This is a genomic window from Streptococcus dentapri, from assembly GCF_042649885.1.
GTDB classification, from domain to species: domain Bacteria; phylum Bacillota; class Bacilli; order Lactobacillales; family Streptococcaceae; genus Streptococcus; species Streptococcus dentapri.
On sequence record NZ_JBHSAC010000037.1, the window covers coordinates 1 to 14,932 of the forward strand.

General features: G+C 41.1%; 14 protein-coding genes and 4 pseudogenes. 10 read left to right on the top strand and 8 right to left on the bottom strand.

Annotation, left to right across the window (positions count from 1 at the left end):
- Positions 1 to 263 precede the first annotated feature (263 nt).
- Positions 264 to 942 (top strand): annotated as a pseudogene (locus ACFOSE_RS03980) (cell division protein FtsK); the annotation flags it as partial.
- A gap of 62 nt (positions 943 to 1,004) precedes the next feature.
- A pseudogene (locus tag ACFOSE_RS03985) lies at positions 1,005 to 2,684 on the top strand (DNA translocase FtsK); the annotation flags it as partial.
- A 97-nt stretch (positions 2,685 to 2,781) separates the two neighbouring features.
- Here the strand turns inward: ACFOSE_RS03985 and ACFOSE_RS03990 are convergent.
- From ACFOSE_RS03990 to ACFOSE_RS04005, 4 genes are all read right to left on the bottom strand, one after another.
- Positions 2,782 to 3,108 carry an acetate kinase gene (locus ACFOSE_RS03990; RefSeq protein WP_380430821.1) on the bottom strand — a complete coding sequence of 109 codons (327 nt, stop codon included), beginning with the start codon at positions 3,106 to 3,108 and terminating at the stop codon, positions 2,782 to 2,784.
- Positions 3,101 to 3,448, bottom strand: coding sequence for a cupin domain-containing protein (locus ACFOSE_RS03995; RefSeq protein WP_380430824.1), 348 nt, complete (start codon positions 3,446 to 3,448; stop codon positions 3,101 to 3,103). The genes ACFOSE_RS03990 and ACFOSE_RS03995 overlap by 8 nt, the downstream gene beginning before the upstream one ends.
- 10 nt (positions 3,449 to 3,458) lie before the next feature.
- Complete coding sequence (locus ACFOSE_RS04000; protein WP_380430826.1) at positions 3,459 to 4,214, bottom strand: class I SAM-dependent methyltransferase; 756 nt, start codon at positions 4,212 to 4,214, stop codon at positions 3,459 to 3,461.
- A gap of 159 nt (positions 4,215 to 4,373) precedes the next feature.
- A complete protein-coding gene (locus ACFOSE_RS04005) occupies positions 4,374 to 4,577 on the bottom strand; it encodes a hypothetical protein (RefSeq protein WP_380430829.1) in 204 nt (67 codons plus the stop codon).
- 136 nt (positions 4,578 to 4,713) lie between these two features.
- On the opposite strand from ACFOSE_RS04005, the gene ACFOSE_RS04010 reads away from it, so the two are divergent.
- The 6 genes from ACFOSE_RS04010 (at position 4,714) to ACFOSE_RS04035 (ending at position 11,152) form a co-directional block, all read left to right on the top strand.
- The gene (locus tag ACFOSE_RS04010; RefSeq protein ID WP_380430831.1) at positions 4,714 to 5,421 is read left to right on the top strand and encodes an O-methyltransferase; all 708 of its coding nucleotides are present in this window, start codon (positions 4,714 to 4,716) and stop codon (positions 5,419 to 5,421) included.
- A 254-nt stretch (positions 5,422 to 5,675) separates the two neighbouring features.
- Positions 5,676 to 6,752 carry a peptidyl-prolyl cis-trans isomerase gene (locus ACFOSE_RS04015; RefSeq protein ID WP_380430834.1) on the top strand — a complete coding sequence of 359 codons (1,077 nt, stop codon included), beginning with the start codon at positions 5,676 to 5,678 and terminating at the stop codon, positions 6,750 to 6,752.
- A 253-nt stretch (positions 6,753 to 7,005) separates the two neighbouring features.
- Positions 7,006 to 7,509, top strand: a complete 504-nt coding sequence (locus tag ACFOSE_RS04020; protein WP_380430837.1) for an LURP-one-related/scramblase family protein — start codon at positions 7,006 to 7,008, stop codon at positions 7,507 to 7,509.
- A gap of 104 nt (positions 7,510 to 7,613) precedes the next feature.
- Positions 7,614 to 10,232 (top strand): alanine--tRNA ligase, encoded by a 2,619-nt coding sequence (gene alaS / locus ACFOSE_RS04025; RefSeq protein ID WP_380430840.1) that lies wholly within the window; start codon positions 7,614 to 7,616, stop codon positions 10,230 to 10,232.
- Positions 10,233 to 10,374: 142 nt separating this feature from the next.
- On the top strand, positions 10,375 to 10,803 hold the full coding sequence (locus ACFOSE_RS04030; RefSeq protein WP_380430933.1) for a MarR family winged helix-turn-helix transcriptional regulator: 429 nt from the start codon (positions 10,375 to 10,377) through the stop codon (positions 10,801 to 10,803).
- A complete protein-coding gene (locus tag ACFOSE_RS04035) occupies positions 10,790 to 11,152 on the top strand; it encodes a rhodanese-like domain-containing protein (RefSeq protein WP_380430843.1) in 363 nt (120 codons plus the stop codon). The genes ACFOSE_RS04030 and ACFOSE_RS04035 overlap by 14 nt, the downstream gene beginning before the upstream one ends.
- 27 nt (positions 11,153 to 11,179) lie before the next feature.
- Here the strand turns inward: ACFOSE_RS04035 and ACFOSE_RS04040 are convergent.
- The 4 genes and pseudogenes from ACFOSE_RS04040 to ACFOSE_RS04055 all read right to left on the bottom strand — a co-directional run.
- Positions 11,180 to 11,344 (bottom strand): annotated as a pseudogene (locus ACFOSE_RS04040) (low temperature requirement protein A); the annotation flags it as partial.
- Between the two features lie 229 nt (positions 11,345 to 11,573).
- Positions 11,574 to 12,194 (bottom strand): CPBP family intramembrane glutamic endopeptidase, encoded by a 621-nt coding sequence (locus ACFOSE_RS04045; RefSeq protein ID WP_380430846.1) that lies wholly within the window; start codon positions 12,192 to 12,194, stop codon positions 11,574 to 11,576.
- An 81-nt stretch (positions 12,195 to 12,275) separates the two neighbouring features.
- A complete protein-coding gene (locus tag ACFOSE_RS04050) occupies positions 12,276 to 12,785 on the bottom strand; it encodes a phosphatidylglycerophosphatase A family protein (RefSeq protein WP_380430936.1) in 510 nt (169 codons plus the stop codon).
- Between the two features lie 421 nt (positions 12,786 to 13,206).
- A complete protein-coding gene (locus ACFOSE_RS04055; RefSeq protein WP_193522979.1) occupies positions 13,207 to 13,791 on the bottom strand; it encodes a TetR/AcrR family transcriptional regulator in 585 nt (194 codons plus the stop codon).
- Positions 13,792 to 13,874: 83 nt separating this feature from the next.
- Between ACFOSE_RS04055 and ACFOSE_RS04060 the strand changes: the two genes are divergently transcribed.
- Together ACFOSE_RS04060 and ACFOSE_RS04065 are read left to right on the top strand one after the other, a co-directional pair.
- Positions 13,875 to 14,162: a YciI family protein gene (locus ACFOSE_RS04060; RefSeq protein WP_193522980.1), complete on the top strand. Its 288-nt coding sequence runs from the start codon at positions 13,875 to 13,877 to the stop codon at positions 14,160 to 14,162.
- Positions 14,163 to 14,358: 196 nt separating this feature from the next.
- Positions 14,359 to 14,842 (top strand): annotated as a pseudogene (locus ACFOSE_RS04065) (TMEM175 family protein).
- Positions 14,843 to 14,932 lie beyond the last annotated feature (90 nt).

Here is a 14,932-nt window from a genome sequence, read left to right on the forward strand (position 1 = left end):
CTTTTAGTATACTCCTAAACAGAGCAAAAAGCTCTTAGAAATGCAATTCCAAGAGCTTTGTCTTCAGTCTGACAGCCGGTCCGATTAGGACCGGCTGTTTCTTGTTGTGTTAGAATTAATCAATATTTTTCCTGTAATACCGTATAGAAACTGCTGGTGAATCTGCAAGCGCTCTTAAAACAAGAATCAGTTGCCTGAAACCAGCTGATTCTTTTGTAATTTTAGTCCTCTTCAAATTCTCCAAAAAATGCTATAATAATGCTATGGCTAAAACAACGAAAAATAAGGGCAAAAAGACAAATAGAAAGACGAAACGCCCGACTAAAGCTGACCGTGAACGTAAAAGGGCAATCAGACGAATGATTGTTGCATTTTTGACTGCTTTTATTCTCTTTTTTGCGATCATCCGTTTGGGTGTATTTGGTATTACAGCTTATAATCTGATTCGAATCTTAGTGGGGAGCTTAGCCTACCCAGCTATTTTTGGTCTGCTCTTTTACCTTTTTGCTGGTAAATGGTTGCAGAAGCGCACAGGTTTTATGGCTGGTTATATATCAGTAATGGCTGGTTTGTTATTGGCTTGGCATGCCTATCTCTTTTCCTCAGCTACCATGGAAAAACGCGAAGTTTTTGCGGGGACCTTCCGTTTAGTAATGGCGGATCTCAAAAATCTTGCGGTTACTCATTTTCTGGGAGGTGGGATGATTGGGGCTTTAATTTATAAGCCGGTTGCCTTCCTCTTTTCAAATTTTGGTGCCTATCTCATCGGTGTCCTTCTCATTGTGTTAGGGCTTTACTTGATGAGTTCTTGGGATGTTTATGATGTGATGAATTTCTTTAAGAACACCAGCAGAAGTCTGAGTGATAAGATTGATCAAACCAGCATGCAAAGAGAAGAACGTCGGGAAGATAAACGCCGTGCTAAAAAAGAAGCTAAATCCAAGAAAAAAGAAGACGCTGAACAGGACGTTCCAGACACTGAGGATCAAGAGGTTAATCAGTATGTGGATCCTGAAACGGGTGAAATCTTATCAGAACCCCTAACTGCTCAGCCAACTGCAGCTAATGAACCTGAAATTGTCGGGGGCTATCTGGAAGACAAGACTCCTTATAGTCAACAGGATTTTGCCAACTATCATTTTCATTATCCTGATGAAGCAGCTGATCACGAAAACTCTCAGGCCCAAATATCAACGGAAGACCAAGTGGAGGCAGATGAACCAGTTGAAGTGGACTTTACCCCTAAGCAGCCCCTGATGTATAAACTGCCGGGGATTGACTTGTTTGCGGCAGATAAGCCTAAAAACCAGTCCAAGGAAAAGAAACTGGTTCGTGAAAATATCAAGATTTTGGAAGAGACCTTTGCTAGTTTTGGAATTAAGGCAGCTGTTGAGCGGGCTGAAATTGGTCCATCGGTCACCAAGTATGAGATCAAACCAGCCGTTGGTGTGCGTGTCAATCGTATTTCCAATTTGGCTGATGACCTAGCCTTGGCTCTGGCAGCCAAGGATGTCCGGATCGAGGCACCTATTCCTGGTAAATCTCTGGTAGGTATTGAAGTGCCTAATGCAGAGATTGCAACAGTGAGTTTCCGTGAGTTGTGGGAGCAGGCTAAGGCCGATCCGAAAAAACTTCTGGAAGTCCCTCTGGGCAAAGCTGTTAATGGGACAGCCCGAAGCTTTGATTTGGCACGCATGCCCCACCTTTTAGTAGCCGGGTCTACTGGGTCAGGGAAGTCTGTTGCGGTCAATGGTATTATTGCCAGCATCTTGATGAAGGCTCGGCCTAATCAGGTTAAATTTATGATGATCGATCCTAAGATGGTTGAGTTATCTGTCTATAATGATATTCCTCATCTTTTGATCCCTGTTGTTACAAATCCACGCAAGGCTGCCAAGGCTCTGCAAAAAGTGGTTGACGAAATGGAAAACCGCTATGAGCTTTTCAGCCATGTCGGTGTCCGTAATATCGCCGGTTATAATGCCAAGGTTGAAGAATTCAATGCTAAATCGGAGGAGAAACGGATTCCTTTGCCTTTGATTGTGGTTATTGTCGATGAGTTGGCCGACTTGATGATGGTGGCCAGCAAGGAAGTCGAAGATGCCATTATTCGGCTGGGACAAAAGGCGCGTGCAGCTGGGATCCACATGATTTTAGCCACTCAACGTCCATCTGTTGATGTGATCAGTGGTTTAATTAAAGCCAATGTCCCATCACGTATCGCCTTTGCGGTTTCATCGGGAACCGATAGTCGAACAATTCTGGATGAAAATGGAGCTGAAAAGCTCTTGGGACGTGGAGATATGCTTTTTAAACCGATTGATGAAAACCATCCTGCCCGTTTGCAAGGTTCCTTTATCTCCGATGATGACGTGGAACGAATTGTCAACTATATCAAGGAGCAGGCAGAAGCAGATTACGATGAAAGCTTCGATCCGGGTGAAGTTTCAGAGACCGAAAGTGAATTTTCAGGTAGTAATAGCGATCCTGAAGGGGATCCTCTCTTTGAGGAAGCCAAGGCACTGGTTTTGGAAACGCAGAAGGCTAGCGCTTCGATGTTGCAACGTCGTCTCTCTGTCGGCTTTAACCGAGCGACTCGCCTCATGGAAGAATTAGAAGAAGCAGGTGTCATTGGACCAGCAGAAGGGACCAAACCTCGTAAGGTTTTGATGACCGATCAATAAAAAAGAAGACAGCACTTCCTATCATTTAAAATTTGGGGTGCTATCTTCTTTTTATTATTCCATTAAAAGTTCTCATCTAGAGCAGTCCAGTCAAACTTTATCTGTAAATATCCTGAGGTGATGGCAGATCAATAAGTAGCAATTTACTAGGTTCGATGGCCTCTAAACCAAAGACTTGTCCCTGATGAATAGCAATCAAGGTTTCTTTTTTTAGCTCTACTTTTTCTTGATTGCAGTTCAGTAAAATTCTGCCCTCTACAATTTGCAGTAACTTATTATTAGTGCTAGTTTCCCGACTGATACTTTCGCCTTGATCAAAAGCATATAAGGTGATATTTTCATCAAGACTTAATTTTTGACTGAGGGAGCGACTGGCAATCTGTTGGTCATAATAGTTAACCAGATTAGGAAAATTTTCAATCATTTTGGACCTCGGGTTTTACAACGATTAGGAGCATTTGAAAAGCCTCCTTAGCTAAAAGGGCATGAGGGATGTTGGCAGGCAGAATAATGGTTTGACCTGCGGCAACTTCAAATGTTTTATCTGCAATGCTGATCTCAGCCAGGCCGGATAAGATATTGACCATGGCATCGCCCGATGAGGAATGGCGGCCAATTTCTTGCCCTTTGTCCAAGGAAAAAATGGTCATTCCCAAATCTTGGCGTTGGACCAAAGTTTTACTGAGCATCTGTTCTTCTGCGATGGGAACTTCTCTTTTAAGATCTAAAACTTGTCCCTGTTCTAATTTATCGATATAAGTCATTTGCGCCTCCTTATTTTTGACTAGCCATGGCAATATAGCGTAGTTTTTTCCGGTTTTTATTGAAAAATCGAAACATAGTTAAAAATTGTTGCCGATTTTCTTTTTTCATCCCGCGATATAGAATTTTGCAAGCGCTGACGAATCCTTCATCTTTAATCATTCCCACTGGTGACATGAGCGTCATTGGACCATATTTAATTGTGACGGTGTGAAAACCAATTTTTTGTGATAGTCTTTTCCAATCATCAACTTGCAGCGGTTGGACATTGGCATTAATGGTGGTCCTTAGCTGATTGATGGTTTGTTCCAAGTCAGGATCCTCGTAGGCGACATCGTGGGTTAGTAAGACACCGCCTGGTTTGAGAACCCGCAAATATTCTGCAAGAGCTTTTTCCTTGGCTTTATCTTGAAGCATGGTCAGCATGGCTTCGTTAATGACAATATCGAAACTGTTATCTTCAAAGGGGAGCCTCATAGCATTTCCCTCCTGCACGGAAATCAGATCTTCTAGTTTGGCCCGAGCAATGTTATCTCTAGCTCTCTCCAGCGCCTTAGGATCCGTATCAAGGCCTGTGATATGGCATCTATAGGTTTGAGCCAATTCAATAGAGGTTGTGCACATATTGCAGGCAACCTCAAGGACAGTTTTCTCCTTGCTAAAATGCCCTTGGGAAATCAACCAGTTGGTAGCGATAATACCACCAGGACGCAGGCGTTTTTTCCCCAATCTAGCTAGGAAATTGTGGCCGACTTCTTTTTTAGTCATCTATCATTAATCCTTTCAGAGAAAAAATAAAGTTTAGTAGACCTTCATTTTAGCAAAAAGAAAGAGATTGGGTAAGTTTTTTTGGTAAAAAGTGCTATATGATAATGATTATAAAAAGAGCCATGAAAGCATCAGCCCTCATGTGCTCTAAGAAAAAAATTACTGCTTTTTTGACCCAACTTCTTTTAACCAATTCTGATATTTTTCCACCAAATTGACGGCCATCTGACTAGCTAGAGCTATGGAAAAAGCTTCTGTTCCTTCGGTCTCTTCATCAGCCACTTCAATTCTAGTTTCGTCATAGATAGCTTTCAGACTTTCCTTTGACAGTGTATCTTTGAAAGCTTCAAATCCCTTGTTCATATCTTAACCTCATTTCAAAAATATCATATATTTTATTATAGCATGAATTAACTGAAACGTTTTCATAAAAATGTAAGTTATTAGAAAACAAGTTGCAGACTTTACAAAAAGAGGGCTCCTTTGATATGATTAAGGTATGGTTCAAACATATAGTCAAAAGGCCAATCACAACATGCGCCGCCCCGTCGTCAAGGAAGAAGTGTTACATTATATGCGTACTAGACAAAAACAGCTGGATGATCCGCTTAAGTCTTTGGAAGACTTTGCCCACCAAGAAAATATTCCTATCATTCAGCCGGAGGTTGTTGCTTATTTTCGCTTCTTACTGGAGGTTCTCAATCCTCAGTCTATTTTGGAGATAGGAACAGCTATTGGCTTTTCAACTCTCTTGATGGCTGATTGTGCTCCTCAGGCTTCTATCACAACGATTGATCGCAATGAGGAAATGATTGCTCTGGCCAAGGACAATTTTGCCCGTTATGATATCAGGCAACAGATTGAGCTGATAGAAGGGGATGCAATAAATATTCTTCCAACCCTAGAGGATGGTTATGATTTTGTCTTTATGGATTCAGCCAAATCCAAGTATATTGTCTTTTTACCGGAGGTGCTCCAGCGCCTACAAGTAGGGGGAATTATTGTTATTGATGATGTTTTTCAGGGTGGAGATTTGACCAAGCCTATTCAGGAAGTCCGTCGTGGTCAACGAACTATTTATCGTGGACTGCAGCGGTTGATGAAGGCTACTCTTAATAACCCAGGATTGACAACTAGCCTTCTTCCTTTGAGCGATGGCTTACTCATGGTTAGAAAAAATAGCTCAGAGATTACTCTTTTGGACTAGGCAATATTTCTAAAAATATGATACAATAGATAAGTTAATGAAAAGGTGAAGTCGAAGCTCAAAATCTTATTTGAACTTTCACTTGTCCTAGTGTCTTGCTTAATTTTTCTGCTATATTAGAGGCAGAAGTTTCGATATGTTTAGGAATTGGAATGAGGTAAGGTCGTTAATAAGGTTGGCTAATCGCTGGACCAAACATCAGAAAAAAATATGGGACTTAGACGATGTCTTTCAGTTCTATCAAGGAGTAAAACATGGCTAATAAAAAAGCATTTCAGGATGAAGTAAAAAATAAAAACCGACGTGCTAGAAAAGACCAACGAAAGAAAAAGAAGAAAACTGAAGGTGGCTTCTTCCACTCTATTGCTACCATTGTCAGCAGTAAGGTTTTTAGAAGCTTCCTTACTATTGTTATCGCAGCCCTTATCGGTGGTGCTGGTACCTATCTCTGGATGAATAGCAGACCATCTCAAGAGACCGTGTTGGTTCGTATGAAAGGCAAGACGATTACAGTTGCTGATCTTTATGAAAGTTCAAAAGAAACTGATGAAACGAAAAGTGCCCTTTTACAAGAGATCTTCTCAACTATGCTTGAGGATAAGTATGGTAGCAAGGTTTCAGAAAAAACTGTCAACCAAAGATATGAACAATATAGTAAGCAATATGGTTCTAGCTTGACGACCTTATTGTCACAAAATGGTATGACAACTGAATCTTTCAAGAAGAGCCTTCGCGTACAGCTTTTACAAGAGTATGCTTATAAGGCTGCTGCTAAAAAAGAGTTGACTGATAAGAAATTGCAGTCTCTCTACAAGGATTACACACCAGATGTTACGGTTAAAGTTATTGAAACGGATGACAAAGATAAGGCTGATTCTCTTCACAGTCAAGCGACTGAAGATGGAGCTGACTTTGATCAATTAGCTACTGATAACAATGGTAAAGATTATACCTTTGATTCAGGTGATTCTTCAGATTCAAGCAAGGCGCAAAGTCTTCCGCCTAAAGATGTTCAAAAAGTAGCTTTTTCACAAGATAAAGATAGTGTCTCAGATGTCATTACTTCAAAAGCAAATGATGGCTCAGAAAAATATTACATCATCAAGGTCACTAACAAGACTGATAAAAATCCGGATTGGAAAACTTATAAGAATCGTTTGACAGATATCTATGTTAATCAAAAAACAAGTGACAGTAACTTTACTAACAAGGTTATTGCCAACTTGCTGAAAGAGTATAATGTAACGATTGAGGATCAAACTTATAGCACCTTGCTTTCAAACTATGGTTTAGATTCATCAGCATCGAGTGCTTCATCTTCTAAAAAATAAACTTGACTCAGTATTTGCCAAGACAGTATAATAAAAAGGTTGAGAATTGTTTGTCATCACAAGTTCAGAAATCTGGCGGTTGCTGCGAGCCAGACGAGTGAGGCCAACATGCTACTCAATTCTAGAATTTAAGAAACTAATGAGAATGACAGGTTCATTAAATTGAGGTGGTACCGCGGTTGACATCGCCCTCTGTTTTCAATGAACTTGTCTTTTTGAAAAGGTAAATTTTGAATCTCGCGAGGAGGATTCCATGAAAAATTTTCAGATTAAACAAAAGATGTGGTCGTTGGGTGGACGATTCACCATCAGTGATGAGCTTGGACTACCGACCTATCAAGTCGAAGGGAGTTTCTTTAAAATTCCTAAGACATTCACTATTTATGACATGCAGGGGCAAGTAGTCAGTCAGATTGAGAAAAAAGTCTGGTCTTGGTTACCGCGTTTTCATGTCATATTGCAGGATGGCTCCTCTTTCTGGTTAAAAAAGGATTTATCCTTTTTCAAGCCTCATTATAGCATTGAAGATTTAGGCCTTGAAATTAAAGGGAATTTTTGGGGAATGAACTTTGAACTACTGCGAGGGGGACAACTTATCGCCAGAATTTCTCAGGAATGGTTTCGTATGACTTCAACCTATAATATTGAAGTCTATGATGATGTTTACTCTGATTTAATCATCTCTTTGGTTATTGCTATTGACTATGTCAAGGCTATGGAAAGCAGCTCATCTAATGCTGGTGCCAGAGGCAGTTAAGGATTTAGTACTCGCTACTAATTAATAATCATTCATTTAAAGAAAGGAATATAACTGAGGCCAAAGGCTGTGTAAAGCGCAGAACTAGCTTTGGAAAACTTACCATGAAACAATTAACATCTGCACAAATTCGTCAAATGTGGCTAGATTTTTGGAAATCAAAAGGCCATGCGGTTGAACCATCTGCCAACTTGGTTCCAGTTAATGATCCAACCCTACTCTGGATTAATTCAGGCGTTGCCACACTTAAAAAATATTTTGATGGCTCGGTTATTCCTGAGAATCCCCGCATTACCAATGCCCAAAAGTCTATCCGAACCAATGATATCGAAAATGTTGGTAAAACAGCTCGTCACCATACGATGTTTGAAATGTTGGGGAATTTTTCCATCGGTGATTATTTCCGTGATCAGGCTATCGAGTGGGGTTATGAACTCTTGACCAGTCCAGAGTGGTTTGATTTTCCTAAGGATAAACTCTATATTACCTACTATCCGGACGATAAGGATACTTATAATCGATGGATTGCCTGCGGAGTAGAACCAGACCATCTGGTCCCTATTGAAGATAATTTCTGGGAAATTGGTGCTGGTCCTTCTGGTCCGGATACAGAAATCTTCTTTGATCGTGGTGAGGACTTTGATCCAGATAATATTGGACTGCGTCTCTTGGCTGAAGATATTGAAAATGACCGCTATATCGAAATTTGGAATATCGTCCTGTCGCAGTTCAATGCCGATCCTAAGATTTCTCGTAAGGAATATAAGGAACTACCAAGTAAAAACATTGATACCGGTGCAGGGTTGGAGCGTCTGGCCGCTGTTATGCAGGGAGCTAAGACCAATTTCGAGACGGACCTCTTCCTTCCAATTATTCGTGAGGTTGAAAAACTCTCTGGCAAGACCTACGATCCCGATGGTGACAATATGAGCTTTAAAGTTATTGCCGACCACATTCGGGCTTTATCCTTTGCTATTGGTGATGGTGCTCTCCCGGGTAACGAAGGACGTGGTTATGTCCTGCGTCGTCTCTTGCGTCGCGCCTCTATGCATGGTCAAAAATTAGGAATTACAGAGCCTTTCTTGTATAAATTAGTGCCAACGGTTGGTCAAATCATGGAATCTTACTATCCAGAAGTGCTTGAAAAACAGAACTTTATTGAAAAAATCATTAGGAGTGAAGAAGAGTCGTTTGCACGTACGATCCACACGGGTTCGCAATTTGCAGAGCAATTGATGAATAAATTGGCGGCCAAAAACCAAACAGAAATTAGTGGAAAAGATATCTTTAAACTTTATGACACTTATGGTTTCCAAGTTGAGTTGACTGCTGAATTAGCTGAACATAGAAATATGACCCTAGATATCGCTGGTTTTGAAGCTGCTATGAAAGAGCAGCAGAAACGTGCACGTGCTGCGGTTATTAAGGGTGGCTCAATGGGAATGCAAAATGAGACCCTCTCAAGGATTACTGAAAAATCGGTATTTAACTATGACAAAGAAGCCTTAGACAGCACTCTCTCCGTTATTATTTCTGATAATAAACGCACAGAAGCCATCTCTAAAGGGCAGGCCCTGCTGGTTTTTGCTGAAACACCGTTTTATGCTGAAATGGGAGGACAAGTAGCTGATCATGGGGCTATCAAGAATAGCGAAGGTGAGCTTGTTGCGCGCGTGACCGATGTGCAAAAAGCCCCCAACGGGCAACCACTGCATATGGTGGAAGTTTTAGGGGAAATTTCTCTTGGTAGTCGCTACCAGTTGGAAATTGACCGCAAGCGTCGATATGCTGTTGAAAAGAATCATACAGCGACCCACTTGCTTCATGCGGCTCTTCACAATGTTATCGGTCAACATGCTACTCAAGCTGGTTCTCTCAATGAGGAGGAGTTTCTGCGCTTTGACTTTACGCATTTTGAAACTGTGACAGCTGAGGAACTCCGCCGTATTGAAGAAGAAGTCAATCAACAAATTTGGAATGCTCTACCCATCAAGACGATTGAGACAGATCTTGCTACAGCTAAAGAGATGGGTGCTATGGCTCTCTTTGGAGAGAAATATGGCCAGCAAGTTCGTGTTGTAGTCATCGGTGATTACTCGATCGAACTTTGCGGTGGGACTCACCTGGCTAATACTTCTGAAATTGGTCTCTTCAAAATCATCAAGGAAGAAGGAATCGGTTCAGGGACCCGTCGTATCGTTGCGGTAACTGGACGTCAAGCTTTTGAAGCCTATCGAGAGCAGGAAGATAAACTAAAAGAAGTTGCGGCTGCTCTTAAAGTTTCACAATTGGAACAGGTTCCAGCTAAGGTTATTAATCTTAATGACAGTCTGCGCAATCTGCAAAAAGAAATGGCAGGGCTCAAAGAAAAAGCGGCAGCAGCGGTAGCTGGTGATATTTTTAAGGATGTTAAGAAAGTAAAGGGACTACGTTATATCGCTAGTCAGGTTGATGTAGCTGATGCAGGTGCACTACGTACATTTGCGGATAACTGGAAACAACAGGACTATTCAGATGTTCTTGTTTTAGCGGCTAGTATCGGTGAGAAGGTCAATATTCTCGTCGCTAGCAAGAGCAAGGAAGTGCATGCAGGTAACCTGATTAAGGCCTTGGCGCCAATCATTTCTGGTCGCGGTGGCGGTAAACCAGATATGGCGATGGCCGGCGGCTCCGATGCCAGCAAGATTGCGGAATTATTGGCAAGAGTTGGTGATAATCTGTAATTTTTCAACTACTTTATTAAAGTTAAATAGCCTTTGTTAATATAAAAAAACTCAAGTTCTTTTGAACTTGGGTTTTTATCTTGACAAATTTTATTAGGAATTATATAATCAGTTAAACTGATTATCAGAGGAGGTGATTATTATAAAAATTGAAGATTCTTGGGGATTCCATATTAGTAAAATTGCTCAGGAAATGGCTGTGCAATTTGGTAGCCATTTAGAAAAAGAAGGTTTGGAATCTAGGCACTATGGGATTTTGCTGACTCTTTACAACTATGATAATTTAACACAGATTAATATTGGAGAGCGCTTAGGTATTGACAGGACAACTGTCGGCCAGCTTATCGATCATTTGAAAGCAAGTGCTTTTTTAAAGAGAAAACGCAACCCTAAAGACCGACGGCAAAATGTTCTATCTTTAACAGCAAAAGGAAGCAATTTGGTCAAGAACATGTGGAAGGAAATGCAGGAAACAGAAAGAAGTGTAATTTCTAACCTATCAGATCTGCAGAGAGAGAATATTTTAACTATAGCAGAATTTATCAAAGGAGAAATAAATGACAAAAATTGAACTACTTGAGACTTATCTCAGTCTCTATATCAACCATTTTACAGTTCTGGAAGCAATGAAGACACCAAACACACCTTATGTTCTTCTTGATGTTCGCAATGCGCCAGCACATATTAAGAAGGATCAGATTAAGGGAGCGCTTGCTATGCCAGCTAAGGATTTAGCCCAACAGCTTGATTATTTAGATAAAGATAAAATCTATGTTGTTTATGATTGGAGCAGCGGTACCATTTTAGGTAAGCAAGCACTTTTGCTCTTGCTGTCATCCGGATTTGAAGCTTATGAACTGTCAGGAGCCTTGGAAGGTTGGAAAGGAATGAATCTGCCTCTTGAACCGCTCGAGATATAGAAAAAACTGCTTGGGGGCAGTGTCAATCCAGATATTAAAGAGAATAATATTGGCCATGATAAAGGCAAAAATCTCCATACCGCCAATGTGGCTGATATGCATGGCTGACGTCAGCTGACCGATGGCCAAGACAACAGCCAGGTCAAAAAAGAGTTCGTAATTCGACACACGCTTGGATAAAATCTTAGGCATGTTTTCCTCCTAAATCGTTATCTGAGTTATTATAACATAGAAAAAGAGCCTGGGACAAAAATCCCTAGGCTTGTCATATAAATAGCTGCAACAGTTTGACGCAGTGGTTGATTGGAAGTCCTTATCCCTTGCTTTGCAAGGGATAGCGGTCTCCCTAATCAACTGTGCGGGGGTGGGACTACAAAATCGATGTCTACGAAAGTCCCACTCCCTTTGGTTTAAAGCATAATCATTTAATGTAAAAGAGTAAGATGCCTATTTGAGAAATCACGTTAACGCTGGCGTGGATGATCCAAGTGTTCATAATACTGAAGTGAGATCTGTTGATAACCAGCCAGCCTAACGCATAGGCAATTGGAAAGGTCATCAGACCCATGATTGCCATTGGCAGGAGACCATAGTTTGTTAGCGCTGGGAGGTGCATGAGGGAGAACAAAAACGCCTGTATTACATTGGCTTTTTGAGGACTGGTGAACTGTCTGAAGGTATTTAGAAGACAGCCTCTAAAGAGTATTTCCTCGGTAAGGGAGGTTTGGATCACCGCCCAAAGCAAGATAACGAGAAGAGTCTGAACATCCAGTCCGTTTGCGAGATAGGCCTTGACGGTCAGAGCATCGGCATTATTCATTTGACCACCCTGATAAAGCCAGCCAGCCGGCAGCAGAGCAATCACTAAATAACTAGCAGAAATGAGTAAAATAGCTTTATAATCAATAGCTGTTTTTTTAAGACCAATCCATTCTAAATAAGGCTGCTTGTTTTTTTGAAAGATTGCTTTTAAAACGAAAGCCAAGAGCAAGACAATGGCTAATTGCAGCAAAGAGCTGATCATTTGATTAACAATATACATGGTTCTACCTTCCTTTCACGTTTTGTAAGCAACTGCGGACATTTACAGCAAAAAGAACAAACGAATGGACAGCTTCAGTCATTAGTTTTGATTGGTAATGGCGCTTTTATCAGGGCTGCTGTGGGCAATTCGGCTGGCTGCTGAAGCGGCAATCGCACCGACAATATCGTCCAAAAAAGTATGGCAGTGCTGTCCGTCCTTGCTGTTAAGCTGTTTAATAATGCCCGGTTTTATCTTGTCAATATAGCCGTAATTGGTAAAGCCAATCGAGCCAAACACATTGACAATCGACAGGGCTAAAATTTCATCAATCCCGTAGAGCCCCTCATCCTCCATCAGAATATCATTGAGTGGCTGGGACAGTTCTTTCTGTTCTGCCAGCATATCCAACTCGATGCCAGTGATAATGGCATTTTGCACCTCACGCTTACTCAGCACCGCATTGACACTGTCAATACGCTCTTCTAAGGTTAAATCTTCAATGTACTGATTCTGGAGGCAGAGGACCAAGTCCGCAATATCCGCAATAGCCACTCCGCGCTCTTCCAACAGCGCCAGCGATTTCAGCCGGAGTTCCTTGTCTGATTTCATCATCTACCTACCTTTCTCATTGATCCTTCCAAGCTTATTATAGCAGAAAATCGTTTGAAATTGGCCTAGGATTCGTTTTCTTAAGGTTCCCCGTTGTTTCTGACAAATAGCCAAAGTTCACCATCAATCTTCTGCCAAGAAAGCTGTTGAACCCTTTCTGATATGGTTTTATCCCAACTCTTCCAATCCATGAACAGCTGCCTGAATACCAGTTTAGGATCCAAGCAAACGGTATTCTTTTTGGAACGTCCTTTTAGAGACGTTCCGACGGTTGATAGCATCTAAAAAGTCATCAATATAACCTAAAACATAGATGCTCTATCCCGAAAATTCACCACCTAAAGTCCCTACAGCCCCAATTTTAAGGTTGTCAAGCGCAGAAGTTTTCCATCCAACCAGTAAAATGCGTAGGCGGTTATGATTAATTCCTGATATAAAGCTGAACCAAATCTTGAATAGCACTGCGGCCACCCGTTATCAGATCAAAGTTACCTTCTGAGAAACACCAGGTTGCCATTAAGCCCCGCACCAGACTTTCTAAGGCAGTGAAGATGAATGGCTTGTCAACATCTCCCGTTTTCGCATCTTCAATTAGTTTTGATAATAAAGCGGAGAATGTGCGCTTTTGAAAGTGGCTGTTTTTTTTAGATAAGGCCTCTCGTAAGTTGAATGAATAGGCTAATGTGGTTATCTCAATGCCCATGTCAGTTGCAAAATGCAGTTCAGCCACCAGAAAAGTAGTGATTTTTGAGGCATAGTCTGCCTTGCTGTTCTCAATCGTCTCTTGAAAAACCGCATTCAGATAGCTGTCTAAATCCTGATAATAACTTTCCTTGATAATGGTTTCTTTGGAATCATAGTAGAGGTAAAATGTCCCTTTAGCAACACCGGCTTCCTCGCAGATGTTGCTAATGGTGACATTGTCATACCCGAAACGATTGAATAAGGTCACAGCAACTTCAAAAATAAGTTTTTTTGTTTGATTGGCTTTTTCTTTGCGATTCATCATATTCTCCTTGACAAAATCATTATAGCACACTAAAATAAAAATGACCACGGTCACTGACCGAGGTCACAAAGGAGGAAAATATGTACATTTTAAGCTTAACATATGTCAAACCGCTAGAATATGTTGAAAAATACCTAGCTGAACACAATCGCTATTTAGAAACATTTTACCAAAGCGGCCATTTTATTTGTTCGGGACGCAAAGTTCCCAGAGTGGGTGGGGTTATTTTGGCAAAAGCTGAGTCACAGGAAAAAATCAAAAAAATCATTGCAGAAGATCCGTTTTTTATCCATGAGGTGGCAAGCTATGACATCATAGAATTTATCCCGACGAAATCCGCAAATGGCTTAGCAGCCTTTATTAGTTGAGACAGTTTCCATATCATTTTGTGTTGATAATGGCTGAAAAACAGCAGTCTAAAGCAGATTTGAAAGTGTTTCAGTATTTGATTTCATCAGTAAGCGAAAGCCACCAGTTATCTGCTTCTAAACCTCCCAAGTAGTTGCGAGATTCCAGATAGCAGCCTTTTCTATGCTATAATGGAAAAAGAAATGGAGGAAATCAATGTCAAAAGAACGCTTGGTAGCTTTTACGGATGCCGTGATTGCCATTATCGTGACGATTTTAATCTTGGAATTTGAAAAACCAACCAGTTTGACCTGGGCAGCCGTCTGGGATTTGCGGATGAATCTCTTTGCCTACACCATCTCCTTTTTCTGGATTGGAACCATGTGGGTCAATACCTGGGACAATATTACAAGAATCAATAATAAGCTGGTGTGGATTTCCCTGCTCCTGCTCTTTTTCTCCTCTTTCTTCCCCTATACCACTAATATCGTTTAACAACTCAGTCGCACAAGCCCTCTACGGCATCGTGGTGCTCTTGGTCTCCCTGACAAACGTGTGGATGTACCAAGAACTGGCCGCAGTAGCGGAAGATTCCTTCGCAAGAACCCTAGCTATTGGCCATAATCGCATTATGGTCTTGGACATCTCCCTCAAACTGTTAGACCTTGGAAATCTTTCTATTATTCCGAGGTCGCTTTAGTTACAAAGAAACTATCTGACATTTATGAGTTAGGGGGCTTGCCATGCACCTTGCGGAGCATTATGGACTAAAAGTCACATAAACAAAAAC